The organism is Marinobacter adhaerens HP15 (genome assembly GCF_000166295.1).
GTDB classification, from domain to species: Bacteria; Pseudomonadota; Gammaproteobacteria; order Pseudomonadales; family Oleiphilaceae; genus Marinobacter; species Marinobacter adhaerens.
In genome coordinates, this window is sequence record NC_017506.1 from 889,242 (window position 1) to 902,775 (window position 13,534).

General features: G+C 58.9%; 18 protein-coding genes. 12 read left to right on the plus strand and 6 right to left on the minus strand.

Annotated elements, in window-relative coordinates; genetic code table 11:
• Nucleotides 1-24: 24 nt before the first annotated feature.
• Together HP15_RS04355 and HP15_RS04360 are read left to right on the plus strand one after the other, a co-directional pair.
• Nucleotides 25-630, plus strand: coding sequence for a LysE/ArgO family amino acid transporter (locus HP15_RS04355; RefSeq protein WP_014576356.1), 606 nt, complete (start codon nucleotides 25-27; stop codon nucleotides 628-630).
• A 99-nt stretch (nucleotides 631-729) separates the two neighbouring features.
• Nucleotides 730-1,203, plus strand: a complete 474-nt coding sequence (locus HP15_RS04360; protein WP_014576357.1) for a DUF4442 domain-containing protein — start codon at nucleotides 730-732, stop codon at nucleotides 1,201-1,203.
• A 20-nt stretch (nucleotides 1,204-1,223) separates the two neighbouring features.
• Here the strand turns inward: HP15_RS04360 and HP15_RS04365 are convergent, their stop codons facing one another.
• Nucleotides 1,224-1,724: a C40 family peptidase gene (locus HP15_RS04365; protein WP_041645024.1), complete on the minus strand. Its 501-nt coding sequence runs from the start codon at nucleotides 1,722-1,724 to the stop codon at nucleotides 1,224-1,226.
• Nucleotides 1,725-1,898: 174 nt separating this feature from the next.
• Between HP15_RS04365 and HP15_RS04370 the strand changes: the two genes are divergently transcribed.
• Nucleotides 1,899-2,927, plus strand: coding sequence for an Acg family FMN-binding oxidoreductase (locus tag HP15_RS04370; protein WP_014576359.1), 1,029 nt, complete (start codon nucleotides 1,899-1,901; stop codon nucleotides 2,925-2,927).
• 14 nt (nucleotides 2,928-2,941) lie between these two features.
• On the opposite strand, the gene HP15_RS04375 is transcribed toward HP15_RS04370, so the two are convergent.
• The 3 genes from HP15_RS04375 to HP15_RS04385 all read right to left on the minus strand — a co-directional run bounded on the left by HP15_RS04375 (nucleotide 2,942) and on the right by HP15_RS04385 (nucleotide 4,697).
• On the minus strand, nucleotides 2,942-3,322 hold the full coding sequence (locus HP15_RS04375) for a ribbon-helix-helix domain-containing protein (RefSeq protein ID WP_014576360.1): 381 nt from the start codon (nucleotides 3,320-3,322) through the stop codon (nucleotides 2,942-2,944).
• Nucleotides 3,323-3,372: 50 nt separating this feature from the next.
• Nucleotides 3,373-3,942, minus strand: a complete 570-nt coding sequence (locus HP15_RS04380; protein ID WP_014576361.1) for a DJ-1/PfpI family protein — start codon at nucleotides 3,940-3,942, stop codon at nucleotides 3,373-3,375.
• A gap of 86 nt (nucleotides 3,943-4,028) precedes the next feature.
• Nucleotides 4,029-4,697, minus strand: a complete 669-nt coding sequence (locus HP15_RS04385) for an SOS response-associated peptidase (RefSeq protein ID WP_041645028.1) — start codon at nucleotides 4,695-4,697, stop codon at nucleotides 4,029-4,031.
• Nucleotides 4,698-4,769: 72 nt separating this feature from the next.
• Between HP15_RS04385 and arfB the strand changes: the two genes are divergently transcribed.
• Nucleotides 4,770-5,183: an alternative ribosome rescue aminoacyl-tRNA hydrolase ArfB gene (gene arfB / locus HP15_RS04390; RefSeq protein ID WP_014576363.1), complete on the plus strand. Its 414-nt coding sequence runs from the start codon at nucleotides 4,770-4,772 to the stop codon at nucleotides 5,181-5,183.
• Here arfB and HP15_RS04395 read toward each other — a convergent pair.
• On the minus strand, nucleotides 5,180-6,250 hold the full coding sequence (locus HP15_RS04395; protein WP_014576364.1) for an alpha/beta hydrolase: 1,071 nt from the start codon (nucleotides 6,248-6,250) through the stop codon (nucleotides 5,180-5,182). The genes arfB and HP15_RS04395 overlap by 4 nt on opposite strands.
• Before the next feature lie 106 nt (nucleotides 6,251-6,356).
• On the opposite strand from HP15_RS04395, the gene HP15_RS04400 reads away from it, so the two are divergent.
• The 8 genes from HP15_RS04400 (at nucleotide 6,357) to HP15_RS04435 (ending at nucleotide 12,558) form a co-directional block, all read left to right on the plus strand.
• Complete coding sequence (locus HP15_RS04400) at nucleotides 6,357-6,683, plus strand: putative signal transducing protein (protein ID WP_014576365.1); 327 nt, start codon at nucleotides 6,357-6,359, stop codon at nucleotides 6,681-6,683.
• A 66-nt stretch (nucleotides 6,684-6,749) separates the two neighbouring features.
• A complete protein-coding gene (locus HP15_RS04405) occupies nucleotides 6,750-7,442 on the plus strand; it encodes an SDR family oxidoreductase (RefSeq protein ID WP_041645030.1) in 693 nt (230 codons plus the stop codon).
• Nucleotides 7,443-7,472: 30 nt separating this feature from the next.
• Entirely contained in the window at nucleotides 7,473-8,231 is a 759-nt protein-coding gene (locus tag HP15_RS04410) for an SDR family oxidoreductase (RefSeq protein WP_041645032.1), read from the plus strand.
• 4 nt (nucleotides 8,232-8,235) lie between these two features.
• Nucleotides 8,236-8,778: an RNA 2',3'-cyclic phosphodiesterase gene (gene thpR, locus HP15_RS04415; protein ID WP_014576368.1), complete on the plus strand. Its 543-nt coding sequence runs from the start codon at nucleotides 8,236-8,238 to the stop codon at nucleotides 8,776-8,778.
• Between the two features lie 72 nt (nucleotides 8,779-8,850).
• Nucleotides 8,851-10,419: a bifunctional GNAT family N-acetyltransferase/carbon-nitrogen hydrolase family protein gene (locus HP15_RS04420; protein WP_014576369.1), complete on the plus strand. Its 1,569-nt coding sequence runs from the start codon at nucleotides 8,851-8,853 to the stop codon at nucleotides 10,417-10,419.
• 23 nt (nucleotides 10,420-10,442) lie between these two features.
• Nucleotides 10,443-11,963, plus strand: coding sequence for a YdbH domain-containing protein (locus HP15_RS04425; RefSeq protein WP_227499700.1), 1,521 nt, complete (start codon nucleotides 10,443-10,445; stop codon nucleotides 11,961-11,963).
• A 38-nt stretch (nucleotides 11,964-12,001) separates the two neighbouring features.
• Nucleotides 12,002-12,184, plus strand: a complete 183-nt coding sequence (locus tag HP15_RS04430) for a YnbE family lipoprotein (RefSeq protein ID WP_014576371.1) — start codon at nucleotides 12,002-12,004, stop codon at nucleotides 12,182-12,184.
• A gap of 29 nt (nucleotides 12,185-12,213) precedes the next feature.
• On the plus strand, nucleotides 12,214-12,558 hold the full coding sequence (locus HP15_RS04435; RefSeq protein WP_008175984.1) for a YdbL family protein: 345 nt from the start codon (nucleotides 12,214-12,216) through the stop codon (nucleotides 12,556-12,558).
• Between the two features lie 27 nt (nucleotides 12,559-12,585).
• On the opposite strand, the gene rluF is transcribed toward HP15_RS04435, so the two are convergent.
• Entirely contained in the window at nucleotides 12,586-13,524 is a 939-nt protein-coding gene (rluF, locus tag HP15_RS04440; RefSeq protein WP_014576373.1) for a 23S rRNA pseudouridine(2604) synthase RluF, read from the minus strand.
• Between the last annotated feature and the right edge of the window lie 10 nt (nucleotides 13,525-13,534).

The following is a 13,534-nucleotide window of genomic DNA, read 5'->3' on the forward strand; positions in this document are numbered from 1 at the left end:
GCCATTCATTAAGGAGAGATTCACGTGCTTGAGAGTTACCTGACCGGTCTGATTGTGTGTGGCGGCATTATCGTGGCGATCGGAGCGCAGAACGCCTACCTGCTGAGCCAGGCAATACGCCGGGAACATCATTGGTGGTCAGCCGGGCTGTGCATAGTGGCCGATATCACCCTGTTTACCCTGGGCATGTTCGGCATCAGTGCTGCCCTGATGGCCATGCCTGAGGCCCTGGAGATTCTCCGGTGGCTGGGTGTGGCCTTCCTTGGCTGGCTGGCGATTCAGTCCTTCGTTCGCGCCAGCCGCGGCAGAGCGGCTCTTGAAGCGGGTGAAGTAACCAAACGAAGCCTTAAAGCCGTGGTGTTCACGACCCTGGCAGTCACTCTGCTCAACCCTCAGGTTTATCTGGATACGCTGCTGTTGATTCCTGCCATCGGAGCCCAGCAAGAGGACGCGACCACCTTTGTGGCCGGTGCGAGCAGTGCCTCGATTCTCTGGTTCGGCCTGCTTGCCTGGGGCGGCTCGGCGCTGGCGCCCATTCTCTCCCGGCCGCTGGCCTGGCGGATTATCGATGGTGTCATTGGAATCATGATGGCCGCCATCGCCCTGCATCTCACGTTCAGTGGTCTTTAATATTCAAACGATCGTATGAATTTCTTGCATCGGCGCGCGTCGGATTGGAAGATAGCGTGCTACTGAATTTGCAGTCATTTATACCATCGAGGATGTTTGATGAACGCCACTCTACGTCGCTGGCTTGCCAGTGCCGGGGCCATGCGCCGTGTTCTTTCCACGTTTGCTCCCTACATCGGTGCTGGAATCCGGGTGACCCACATTGCCGAGGATTTCAGCTCGGCCCGGGTGGAGATGGGCCAGCACTGGTACAACACCAATTACGTGGGCACGCACTTTGGCGGCTCGCTCTACAGCATGGTTGATCCCATATATATGCTGCTGCTGATGCGACGGCTGGGCAATGACTACATCGTGTGGGATAAATCGGCGAGTATTGATTTTATCCGTCCCGGCAAGGGCAAAGTGATGGCACGCTTTGAATTGACCGATGAGCGTGTTGAAGAGATCCGCGCCGCAACGGCAAACGGAGACAAAATGCTGCCAGAGTGGGACGTGGATATTGTTGATGAATCCGGTGAGCTCGTCGCGCGCGTCCACAAAGTACTCTATGTGCGCCGGAAAAAGCGTTGAAGCGGGCTGTTCAGCTTGGCTCAGTCAAAGCGTCTCGCTTCGGTCAGGCGGCCTTTCCAGTAGTAGCCGCTGATCGAGGACTGGATTACGCCGGCCGATGTTGATGCGTGGATAAAGCGGTCCCCGCCCATATAGATACCGGCGTGTTGTTCCTTTCCGCCAATCCGGAAGAACACCACATCGCCCGGTCGAATCTCGCCGGGATGAACCACGTCACCACTGGCAAGCATTTGAGTCGTTGTCCTGGGTAATTGTTTGCCCAGACCTTCCTGGTAGGCGGTAAGAATGAATCCTGAGCAATCGAAGCCATTGCCGGAGGTGCCACCGTATTCATAGGGGGTGCCCCGGTAACGCTCGAACACCTGCCAGAGTTTTTGGGCCTTTTCCGAACTGGATGCCTCGACAGGAACGGTCTGTAGTCCAGGCGTAGAACCCGACTGCAGCTTTCCGCTACTGGCGCAACCGCCGAGCGCAAGCGCCACGAATGCCAGAAATAAGATGTTTCTGAAGGAATAACGCATCTCAGACCCTGTGCAAGTTTTCACTGTCTTCACTTTAATTGTCGCGCCCGGGAATGTCAGGTTACGGAGCGTGAGATTTTGTTGATGCGGCTCAACGATGTCGCCGGGCATCACCGGCTATCTTTTCCTTTCACGCAGGAATAGTCTGTCACGAGACCATTCGGGAGAGCTGCAATGAGCGAAGGAACACGCAACACCCCCATACCGCGAGACACCCTGGCGGCCATCCTCGAGAGCGCAACATTGGCGCCATCAAGCCACAACACCCAGCCCTGGCGATTTGAACTCGGCCAAACCGGGATTTCCCTGTTTGCGGACCGGTTACGGGCATTGCCGGTCAACGACCCCGACGACCGGGAACTCACCATCAGCTGCGGGTGTGCCCTGTTTAATCTTCGGATTGCCGCTGCTCATGCAGGATTCAATACCGAATGCCAGCTTTTGCCGGATCCGGGCGACGAGGATCTGCTGGCGACCGTCTCGTTTTCACCGGTATCCGGGGAGGAGGGCCGGCAAACGGAACTGTTCCTGGCGATTGCCAGGCGACGCACCTATCGCAAGCGTTTTGAGCCAAAGCAGGTGCCTTCCGAGGTGCTGGGCATCCTTGAGGAGTCGGCGGAGACCGAAGGAGCATGGTTCCAGGTTCTGGAATCGGAGCATGCGCGTCATCAGGTGGCCGATCTTGTGGCGGAGGGCGACGCTGCCCAGTGGTCCAACCCGAGCTGGCGACGGGAGCTGGCTGCCTGGATGCATCCCCGCCGCAAGGGTGACGGTTTGACGGTTCCCGGCATGGTTGCGCCCGTGGCCCAATTGGTGGTGCGCACATTTGATATGGGCAACGGCGTTGGCGCCAAGGACCGGCAACTGGCGGATGAATCACCCGTGATTGCTGCGTTGGGAACGGCCGGGGATGGCGTAGAAGACTGGCTGAAGGCAGGGCAGGCGCTGGAGCGGGTTTTGCTCCGGTCCCTGGGGCAGGGGCTGCAGGCTTCCTATCTGAACCAGCCAATTCAGGTCGCCGTGCTTCGCCCGAAACTCCAGCACCTCCTCGGGCGTTCGGGGTTCCCGCAGATTTTGCTCAGGTTGGGTTACCCGGCGACAGATTTGCCCGCGGCTCCGAGGCGGAATCTTCAGGAGGTTGTAGAAACCGCAGACACCCGGGATATCAAGGCAAAACAGGCGGGTCAGGGACGCCAGCGCTGACTGGTCTCCTCTGATCAGTGCCTGGCCTTGGTTACCACCTCCGGTGTTGCCGGCTCACCGGATTTGCTGGCAAGAATGCGGTCTGCATCCAGCGAGGCAATCGGAACCCGGGTATCCCGGGGAACGTCGCCGCTCAGCTGGAGCTCCAGATAGCGGAGCGCACACACCCGAAGGAAGGACGTGAAGTTACCGAGGTCGTGGCCGGCATCAATGGATTCGTGGTAAAGCCGTGTGATCATCTGGGGCAGGTTCATGCCATCCCGTTCGGCCAGCTCGGCCAGTACCTGCCAGAAGGCGTTTTCCATTCGCACACTGGTCACCATGCCATCGATTCGCAGGGAGTGGGTCCGGCTGACCCAAAGCTCCGGATCGGCGTTGATAAAGAGCTTGCACATGCGGGCCTCCCTGAGAGCGTGGCGGGGCCGGAGGGCCGGCCCCGTTTGCATTACTGATCCAGCAGCTTGAAAAACTGCGCCAGCCAGGCCGGATGAGCGGGCCACGCAGGCGCTGTTACCAGATTAGCATCGGTGACCGCCTGATCAACCTCGATACCGGCGAACGTGCCGCCGGCCAGTTCCACCTCCGGCTGGCAGGCAGGATAGGCCGAGCATTTGCGCCCCTCCAGAACCCCGGCTGCGGCCAACAGCTGGGCACCATGGCAAATCGCTGCCACTGGCTTGTCAGTCTCGAAAAAATGGCGAACCAGATTCTGTACATCCTGGTTAAGCCGCAGGTACTCAGGTGCGCGACCGCCGGGCACCACCAATGCGTCGTAGTTCGCGGGGTCCAGCCCGTCAAAATCCGCGTTCAGGGCGAACCGGTGCCCCGGTTTTTCGGTGTAGGTCTGGTCTCCCTCGAAATCATGGATGGCGGTGGCAACCGTGTCGCCGGCTTTCTTGTCGGGGCAGACAGCGTGAACCGTGTGCCCGACGGCCTGCAGTGCCTGGAACGGCACCATGGTTTCGTAATCTTCGGTGAAGTCACCGGTAATCATCAGAATCTTCTTCCCGCTCATGGCTGTCTCCTTGTGATTGTCGTGCCAAGTCTGGAAACAGTATCAGCGTCGGTGAAGAAGCGGGTATTAGAGGATTACTACAGGCCTCAGGCTTCCCGGATTAGGTCCGGCGAGTTATGCCTCGGATTATTCACCTCCGGCGAAACGGGAATGGCTTTCAGCTGTCCAGGATCCAGGCGATGGGTCACTGTCCGCAATTGTGTCCGGTCGGTGATTTCCGGATTCAGCCAGTCCCTCAGACAGGCCGGATCAAGCACCACGGGCTGACGTTCATGGATATGCTTCAGGTGTTCGCTGGCCGGTTCGGTGATGATGGCGCAGGCGGTGGTCTCGTCGCCTTCTCTCGGGGTCCAGAGGCCGGCGAAGAAAATCGCCGGATACTTCCCGGAATTCGCTGGCGTTATGTAGTGAGGTTCTTTGCCATGTTCCGTTTGTTGCCATTCGTACCAGCCATTGGCCGGTATCAGGCAACGGTGATGGGCAAAGGCGTCCCGAAAGTATTCTGATGTGGCTGCTGTCTCTGCACGGGCATTGATCGGAGCCGGCGCTTTCTGATCCGCCCAGGCCGGCCGGAAGCCCCAGTGGGAGTGAGCCATGATCAGGCTGCCGTTCATGCTCATCCGGATCATGGGAATACCTGTGCCGGGAGGGATGTTGTAGCCGGGGTCAAAATGCCCGTCCACCTCCATGCCCTCGGGAAAAAACTCGAGGATCAGGGTGTCGGGTGGGGTATAAAAGGTGAATCGTCCGCACATGATAACTGGTTGTTCCTCACACAAATCCCGGTGCTGAAAGCCCACGGTTCTGGATTCTGTTAACCTTAGCAGATGCTGAAACTATCCAACGCTGTTGAACTTGCTGACTGGGAAATCGAAATCACCCAGATCCGGGCCCAGGGTGCCGGTGGCCAGAACGTGAATAAAGTCGCCTCCGCGGTGCACCTGCGCTTCGATATTCCTAACTCCTCTCTGCCACCGTTCTACAAGGAGCGACTGATGTCGCTCAATGATCAGCGAATCAGTAAAGAGGGTGTGCTGATCATCAAGGCGCAATCTTTCCGAACCCTGGAGTTAAACAAGGAGGATGCGCTGGAGCGGCTGAAAGAGCTTATCCAGGAGGCCGTCAAACCCCGCAAGGCCCGACGTCCCACCAAACCGACCCGGTCCTCACAGCGCAAGCGTGTGGACAAGAAGACCAAAAAAGGAAAAACCAAGGCCCTGCGGGGCAAGGTCCAGGTTTAGGCCGAAGCCTGTGCGCTACCCCGGGACTCCAGCTGCTCCAGGAAAGCCCTGATGTCATCGAAAGCCTCCTCCGCTTCGGGAAGTAAGGGCACAAAGATCTGCCATACGTGCACCATTCCCGGCCAGGTATGGAGGGTAACCGGAGAACCTGCTGCTTCTGCCCGCGCGGCGTAACGCCGGGCGTTGTCCAGCAGCATCTCGGTGTCGCTGGCCTGTATCAGCGTTGGGGGCAGGTCCTTCAGATTCCCGCGTAATGGTGAGGCGACAGGGCTGGTCGGGGAGACCCGGAATGCCGCCAGAGTGGCCCACCAGATGACCGGCAGCGGGATTTTCGACAGGCCACCAAACACAGGCCCGAGCAGTGGATCGGTACCGATGTTGTTGCGGTTGCTCGGCGCGGTCAGGGTCAGATCGGTGGATGGTGAGAACGCGATGGCGGCATCCGCCTGGCGCAGGCCATTGTCACGAATCCACGCAATCAGCCCGAGAGTATGGCTACCGCCGGCAGAATCCCCGGCGACCACCATGAAATCAGCCGGTTCGGCGCCATCAGGGCCGTGTTTCAGGAGCCATGTATAGGCTTCGCGGCAATCCCTTACACCGTCCATAAACCGGTTCTCCGGCATTAAACGGTAGTCCAGTGCGAACACTGCGGCTCTGGTTATCTGCGATAAACGGTCGGTAATGGCCCGATGGCTTCTGGGGCTGCCAGCGGCCCAGGCGCCACCATGAATGTACAGGATTCGGCGGCGGGTATCACATCCCGGGGCGAGAACCCATTCGCCACGGGGTGACTCGCAATGGCGCAGCTCCGAGGCGAGTTCAATGCCTTCACTCAGCCCGTCCATGTGTTTTCGGAGCGCCATCAGCCGCGCCTTGCCGCGCAGGCCTTTTGAAGATTGCCCAAGCTCGCGGATGCGTCCCAGCACTTCCCGGTTGGCTTCGCTTGGTGTTGCGTCTTTGATCGGGTAATCATCCCGATCCAGATGAGACAGATCCTCAAGCCGGAACAGAAGCAGGGTTGCGGCAACGATGAACACGATGATGGCGAGAATAATCCAGAGCATGGTCGATCCGTATGTTATTGGCCCCACCGGGCAGGTCGAACTATCCTTCAAATGATACTCGCAGATTTGTCCCGGTTCTGCCCGGAACGGTCACAGAAGGAGTTGCGTGTTGCAAATAGCCTATCGGGCCAGAGACATAACCGAAGCCCACATTGTGGCTGGTCTGTTGGAAGCCAACGGTATTGAAGCCCATGTCGGAGGCCATTACCTTCAGGGTGCCATGGGTGATATTGGTGCCGCGGGCTTCAGCAACGTGCATGTCGATGATGAGGATCTCTACCGGGCGCGGCAACTGGTGTCCGAGTATGAGCAGACGTCAGGCAGCAGTCTCAGCCGGGCTGCCAGCGACCAAGAGGATCGCCCCGACCACTACGCCCGCTGGTTTCTGTTGGCCCTGGCCATCGTCGCTCTCATCCTGCTGCAGATCTACTGACTGATCGGTCTGGGGTCACCGGGCGTAGCCCTAGCCACACTTCCCAAGCAACAGGAGAAAAAGCTTATGGCAGATCAACCTGTAATGCTGATTACTGGCGCGTCGTCAGGCATCGGCGCGGAAACAGCGCGAGCGGCCGCGAAACAGGGCTATCGGCTGGTTCTGGCCGCGCGCTCTGAAGACAAACTGAAAGGCCTGCAGCAGGAGCTGGGTGGCGAAGAAAAGGTGTTGACGGTCCAGTGCGACGTCCAGAGCGGTGATGACCAGAAAAACATGGTCGACCAGGCCCTGAAAACCTTTGGCCGCATTGATGCGGTGTTTGCCAACGCCGGCCGCGGTGGTGAGCCTGGCGGATTCAGCGGTGCTGACCCGGACGTCTGGAAGGATATGATCCTGACCAATATCTACGGTGTGGGCCTGACCCTCCAGCATTGCATGCCGGCGCTCAAAGAGAGCAAGGGCCACTTGCTGTTAACCGGCTCTGCGGCAGGCCGTGCCACCATTCCCGGTTCCATGTACAGTGCGACCAAATGGGCGGTAACCGCCATTGGCTATGGTGTTCGTGAGGAGCTCCGTGGCTCCGGTATCCGCGTTACCCTGATCGAACCGGGCATGGTGGACACGCCCTTCTTTGATGAACGTCCTGGCCATGCATTGAAGCCGGAGGACATTGCCAATGCGGTCATGTATGCCGTGGCTCAGCCGGCACATGTCGATGTAAATGAAATTCTTGTCCGGCCCACGCCCAAGGTTGAGTAACCGGTAGGGGCGGTCGTAACGGAGGTTGTTTTGAGTCAAACCGATCGCGTCGCATTGGTGACCGGCGGCGCCAAAGGCATCGGCCGGGGCATTGTGCTTCACCTGGCCGCTGCTGGCTGGAAGGTGGCGTTCTGTGACACCGACAGTGCCGTCGGTGAGCGGTTGGCCGCCGGTGCAGATTATGCACTGCACTTTCTGCCCGGCGATGTGGCTTCGGAAACCGATGTGGAGCGCATCGTTGCCGAAGCCCTTCGCTGGGGCGGCCGTCTGGACGCCGTTATCAATAATGCCGGAATCGCCAACCCCGAGACGGGGCCGATTGAGGAACTGAGCCTGGATCAGTGGCAGCGCCGACTGGACGTGAACCTGACCGGGCCGTTCCTGGTCACCAAGCATGCGGTGCCGCACCTTCGAAAAACGAAAGGCGCTATCGTTAATATGGCCTCCACAAGGGCGCTTCAGTCCGAGCCGGACACCGAGGCATACGCCGCTACCAAGGGTGGCATTGTGGCACTCACTCATGCCCTTGCTGTGAGCCTGGGGCCCGATGTCCGCGTTAACTGCATCAGTCCCGGCTGGATCGATACCCGGGCCTGGCAGGGCGGCGCAGAGCCGGTTGAACCGCTTTCCGAAAACGACCACCTGCAGCACCCGGCGGGCAGGGTAGGGCAACCTGGGGATATTGCCTCCTTGGTGGCCTACCTCATTTCGCAGGAGGCCTCGTTTATCACTGGCCAGAATTTTGTGGCCGATGGCGGCATGGTGCGCAAGATGATCTACGAGGAATAGAGCGTTGCCACGGCTTTTTTTCGGGCTGGAGCTTCCGGCTGAAATCAAGGCCCGGTTGTTGAAGGTCAGATCACCGGTGACAGGCGCCAGATGGCAGAGTGCTGAGCAATTGCACATCACCCTCCTGTTTCTGGGGAAGGTGAGCGGGGAAGGTCTCGAAGCCGTAGCCAGTTCAGCCCGTGAGATAGATTCGGAATCCTTCCCGCTTGAGGTTGCCGGCGTTGGTTGTTTCGGCCAGCCCGAAAGGCCGAAGAATCTATGGGCCGGTGTTCAGCCGGCGGCACCGGTGGCTGCGCTGCACCAGACTCTCGGGCGGCGACTGGAGAGTCTGGGCTTTGTGGCTGAACGTCGGGCATTTCGCCCGCACATTACGCTGGCCCGTTTCAAACGCCAGCCGGGTTCTGTTGAACCGTTGTTGGTTGAATATGGTGACAATGGATTTGGCCAGTTCCAGGTTACTGAATTTGTGCTTTTCGAAAGCAAACCTGGCCCGGCCGGTTCCGTGTATTCAGTGGTCGATCGCTTCTCCCTGCGCAACGCCGGATAGCCGATTTGTCTTGACGAATCCCTGTCGTCCCACCAAAGATGAGGGGAAATCAACGCCTTTCCTGAGGTGTCTATGTGCCCCCCGTTTTCCGATCCTGATCAGCGTCTGTACGTCCGCAATGCCACGCTTGCAGATATCCCAGGCATCATCCAGCTCAGTCGCCGGGTTTATGAAGGCACGGGCATGTACGGCTATACCAAGGGGCCGTTGACCGGGCAGATCAATACCTTTCCCGACGGCCAGTTTGTTGCCATGCTCGGAGACACCGTGGTCGGCTACTGCGCCACGTTTCGGATTGCGGAAGAGATCGCACTCGCTGCCCACGACTGGACCTCCATCACCGGTAACGGTTATGCCTCGCGGCATGACCCGGAGGGGGACTGGTTGTACGGGATGGAAGTCTGTGTTGATCCGGAATGCCGTGGTTACCGCATTGGGGAGCGGCTCTACAATGAGCGCAAGCAGTTATGCCAGGCCCTGAACCTGCAGGGCGTGGTGTTTGCCGGCCGTTTGCCGAGCCTGCGCCAGCGGTTGAAGAAGTTCACGAGCGTCGAGGAATATGTGGAGGCCATTCGAAGCAAGGAACAGAAGGATCCGGTGCTTTCCTTCCAGCTTCATCAGGGCTTCGAAGTGCACGGAATTATTCCGCATTATCTCGATGCCGACCACGATTCCATGGGCTATGGTATTCATCTGGTCTGGCGTAACCCGAAAGTACCCCAGTCGGAGAACAACGGCCGTCGGAAGCGCTACGGTCAACGCATGCGCGATACCGTTCGCATAGGCACGGTTCAGTACCAGCAACGCCCGGTGGGATCGTTCGACGAATTCAGCGAGATTGTCCGCTATTTTGTCGATGTTGTTTCCACCTACAAGGGCGACTTTGTGGTGTTCCCCGAGCTGTTCACCCTGCAACTGCTTTCCATCGAAGCCCGCAAGGGCAGCCCAGCCGAGACCTTTGCCGCAGTCACCCACTACGCAGAGCGTTATCGTGAACTGATGCGGGATCTGGCTCTGCGCCACAACATCAATATTGTCGCCGGCTCAACGCCAGTCCGTGAGGAAGACGGCACCATCCGGAACATGGCGTACGTGTTTCTCAGGGATGGCCAGGTGTTCAGCCAGCCCAAGATCCATCCGACGCCCAACGAGGCGTTCTGGTGGAACGTTCAGGGCGGCAACCGGGTCAGCGCCATCGAGACGGACTGCGGCACCATCGGTGTGCTGATCTGCTACGACGCGGAGTTCCCGGAATTGACCCGCCACCTGGTGGACCAGGGGGTGCATATCATCTTTGTGCCTTTCTGTACCGATGAGCGGCAGAGCTACCTGCGGGTTCGCTATTGTTGCCAGGCCAGAGCTGTAGAGAATCAGGTTTACGTGGTGATGTCCGGCAACGTCGGCAACCTGCCGAATGTCCCGAATATGGAAATCCAGTACGGCCAGAGCTGCATCCTGACGCCGTGCGACTTTCCCTTCGCCAGGGATGGCATCGCCGCTGACACCGAGCCCAACGTGGAGACGGTTGCCTTTGCGGATCTGCGCCCGGAAGTACTGATCACTGCCCGCAACAGTGGTACCGTTAAAAACCTTCAGGACCGCCGGCACGATCTGTACAGCGTGTCCTGGCGTGGTGAGTAAACCGAGTCGACAGGAGCGTCGTTTTGCCCAGTAGAGGGTCTGTAAAGCCTGAACGCATCGGCCGCGGGCTTCTCTGGGCCGGTGGTATGGCTCTGGTGGCCTGGCCCCTGGCGGTTGCAGGCTGGTCCTTTGCCATTGAACAGAGCTCGGTGGGTATGGCATTGCCGGATATACGGTCCGGCGGATGGGAAGTAACAGGCAGCCGTGCAGATGTCCGGCCTTCTGTGACCGCCAACGGTGATGTCGCAACCATCGATTTTGCCCCTTCGTCTCTTGTTCTGACGGAACATCTCACGTTTGTCGGTGTAGACCAGCCGCTGACGCTCAACAACCTGCGCACGGATCTCAGCAACGCAACGGTTACCCTGAACTATGGCGCAAATGGCCCCTGGGCGCAGCGCATTTCCATTGATGGCGACATCAGGGTCGATGCCGCGCGCGTCGAACATCCGCAATTACTGCCGCAAACGTGGAACTTCCAGGGAAGGGCAAAGGGCCGCCTGGCAGATCTCAGGGTGCAGGGCACCTTGGCTTCCGAGTCCGGCTTTACGGCTGATCTCGATATCCAGCTCAATCCCGAAGGCGGCGTATCCGTCGCCATCGACTCTGTTATCGACGGTAAACAGGGCGTTCAGGCCCTGGCAGAAACCCTGGTCGGATGGCCGGATCTGCTGACAGTGGATTCTGGCAATGCCCGGTTGTCGATGGAAGTTTCGACCGGTCAGGGTGGTGAAGTTGCCGCCAGTGGCAGTGCCGAGCTGCAGGGTGTTGGTGGTGTTTTTAACCGGACCGCAGTCTCCGGACTCACCGGCCAAGTGCGAGGATCGCTGGAAAATTCCCGGATTACGACCCGTTTCAGGGACATGACCGTTGGCGAGATTAATGCCGGCATTCCCGTCACCTCGGTTCTTTTTTCCGGGAATTACAGCGCGCCGGTCACGGAATTGCTGGCCGGCACTCTGGAGGTTCAGCAGGCCAGGGCCCGGTTCCTCGAAGGTACCCTCAGAGTGCCTCCCGCCAGGTACGAGTTGGGAGGTGGGTCTGGCCGCATCCCTGTGGAGGTTGAGGACGTCTCCCTCAGCCGTCTGATGGCCGTGTATCCAGCCGAAGGACTGTCTGGAAGCGGGTTGCTTCGTGGGCGAGTTCCTCTGGGCATCAGTGGCGATGGGGTGCAGGTGAGTGCAGGCAGTATTTCCGCAATAGATCCTGGTGGCCGTTTGCAGTTGCCGGCGGACAAGCTCCAGGCGATGCTCGGTGGCAACCAGGCCATGGACATCGTGGTCCAGGCGTTGCAAAACTTTCACTATTCAGTCCTCAACAGCACGATAGACTACGATGAACAGGGTAAGTTGAGCCTTGGCCTTCGCCTCGAAGGTAAGAATCCGGACCTGAGGGGTGGGCAGCCGGTGGTACTCAATGTCAATCTTGAGGAAGACATTCCCGCGCTGCTCACCAGTCTGCAGTTGAGTGGCAGGGTCAATGAAGCTGTTACCAGGCGCGTCCGGAAATTGCTGCAGGAATCCGGTGAGGAGAAAGCACCATGATAAAACTCGTGCGGCCCTGGTGGCCTGAAAGGTCGCCCATGGCAAGAACACTGATGATACTGATGCTTCCTCTGGCGATGGCTGCCTGCACGCCGACAGTGCAGATGGCGGCGCCAAAGGAGCCGATTACGGTCAACCTGAACGTGAAAATCCAGCACGAAATCTACGTGAAAGTGGATAAGGAAGTGGATGACCTGTTCAGCGAACAGGGCTTGTTCTGACTGTGTCCGGAAAGTTTGAGGGGTTGAAGATGAAACGATTGATACAGATGTTTGCGCTGGTTTTGGCGTTCGGTATCAGCGCCTCCGTGCTTGCCATGGGGCTGGATGAAGCCAAACAGAAACTGGACTCGGTCAAGCAGCAGGGGCTGGTTGGAGAAACACCGACGGGTTATCTGGAAGTGGTGCGCGCCGAAGGGCAGGCGAAGGAAGTGGTGGAAGCCATTAACAGCGCCCGTCGGGATGAGTACAAGCGCATTGCCGAAAAACACAACATTCCGGTAACCCAGGTGGAGACGGTTGCAGGCAAGAAGGCGATTGAGAAGACTCCGTCCGGCCAGTATGTGCAAATGGGCGGTAAGTGGGTGAAAAAGTAGCCCGGCGCGGCCAGGTGCAAGCCCCGCTTACCGTTTAACGCTCTTTTGCCTTGGCTTGCCGCCTTTTGGCCGTTTGCCCGATGCCGGCTTTTTGCCAGGTGCGGGCTTGCCTTTCGGGCCGGGGCGCCTGGCGCCACCGGGCTTACCTGGTGTGGATGCAGAGCCAGGCTTGCGATCAGGCTTTGGTTTGGCCTTCGTTCCGGACTTCTTTTTTGCTGGCTTGCCAGCGCCGGGCGGGGCTTCGGAAGACGAATCCCGGATGGCATCGAACAGCCCGGCCAGCTCTTTCTCGCTCAGGTCCCGCCACTGGCCCACCGCAAGCCCTTTCAGGCTCACGTTCATGATCCGGATCCGTTCCAGTTTGGTAACCTCGTAGCCAAAATACTCGCACATGCGACGGATCTGGCGATTGAGGCCCTGAACCAGGGTGATCCGGAAGACAAATCGTGACTCCCGCGACACCTTGCACTTTTTCGTCATGGTTCCGAGGATCGGCACACCATTGGCCATACCCTCCACGAATTCCCGGGTGACCGGCTTGTCGACGGTAACCAGGTATTCCTTTTCGTGGTTGTTGCCCGCCCGCAGTATCTTGTTGACCAGGTCGCCGTTGCTGGTCATAAAGATGAGGCCCTGGGAGTCCTTATCCAGGCGTCCGATCGGGAAGATGCGTTCGCTGTGACCCACAAAGCGCTGGATATTGTGTTTCTCCGCGCTGTCCGTGGTGCTGACAATCCCTACCGGCTTGTTCAGTGCAATGAACACGAGATCTTCTTCAGCCCGTGGCTCGATCACCTGGCCGTTCACCTTGACCGTGTCACCCGGAAGCACCTGGTCGCCCACGGTTGCTCGTTTGCCGTTGATGTAGACGTTGCCTTGCTCGATATAGCGATCGGCCTCCCGGCGGGAGCACATGCCGCTTTCGCTGATGTATTTGTTGAGCCGGGTGGAATTGCCAGTGGTCATCGGGTGTCCG